Genomic DNA, 1,086 nt, shown 5'->3' on the forward strand with positions numbered 1-1,086 from the left:
AAGCCTTTACCTTTCCTTACAGCAAACAAATTGGTTCAAAAACGAGATCCTTGATACAATCTGCGACCGATTTGGTGGGCTAAGGTCACTATCCTTGGCTTCGTTTGTATTTCCGGCACCTCACGAGGGTGCACTCTTTGTGGCTCGGCCACGAGTAAAACGTAAGAGGCTAATATGTCTAAGCAAGATTCTGTTGTAATTGTAAGCGGTGTTCGTACACCAATGGGTGGTCTTCAAGGTAGCCTGTCTACTGTTCCTGCGCCTGAGCTAGGCAGCATCGTTATCAAAGAAGCGGTCGAGCGTGCGGGCCTTAAGCCTGAAGACGTACAAGAAGTGATCATGGGTAACGTATTGCCAGCCGGTCTTAAGCAAGGCCCAGCTCGCCAGGCAATGCGTCAAGCAGGCCTACCTGATGCAACGGGTGCTACCACAATCAACAAGCTTTGTGGTTCAGGTATGAAAGCGGCGATGATGGCACACGATGCGATCAAGGCAGGCACTAACGATGTAATGATTGCTGGCGGCATGGAGTCTATGTCTAACGCTCCTTATATTTTGCCAACGGCTCGTAAGGGCTTCCGCATGGGTCACGGTGACCAAGCAATGGATCACATGTTCCTAGATGGTTTGGAAGATGCTGAAACAGGTCGTCTAATGGGTTCTTTCGCACAAGAAGTTGCAGACAAGAAAGGTTATACACGTGAGCAGATGGATGACTATGCGATCCAATCACTTACTCGTGCAAAAACTGCAACGGAAGAAGGTTTGCTAAAAGCTGAAATCGTTCCAGTAACCGTTAAGTCTCGCCGTGGCGATACTGTGGTTGAGCACGATGAGCAGCCATTCAACGCTAACATCGAGAAAATCCCTAGTCTTCGCGCAGCTTTTGCTAAAGATGGTACCATCACTGCAGCGAATGCTTCATCAATCTCAGATGGCGCATCAGCACTTGTTCTAATGCGTGAAAGCGAAGCTGAAGCACGTGGCCTTAAGCCTGTTGCTCGTATCGTTGGTCATGCTACGCAATCCCAGCACCCAAGTGAATTTACAATCGCTCCTGTTGGCGCAATTGAAAACTTGTTTGCT

1 protein-coding gene is annotated in these 1,086 nt (G+C 48.7%); it reads left to right on the forward strand.

What is annotated here, in order from left to right; translation table 11 throughout:
• Positions 1-174: 174 nt before the first annotated feature.
• Positions 175-1,086: acetyl-CoA C-acyltransferase (locus A3761_RS04825; protein WP_068749919.1), on the forward strand; the 912-nt coding region annotated here is incomplete at its 3' end.

The sequence above is a fragment of the Oleiphilus sp. HI0123 genome (assembly GCF_001635315.1).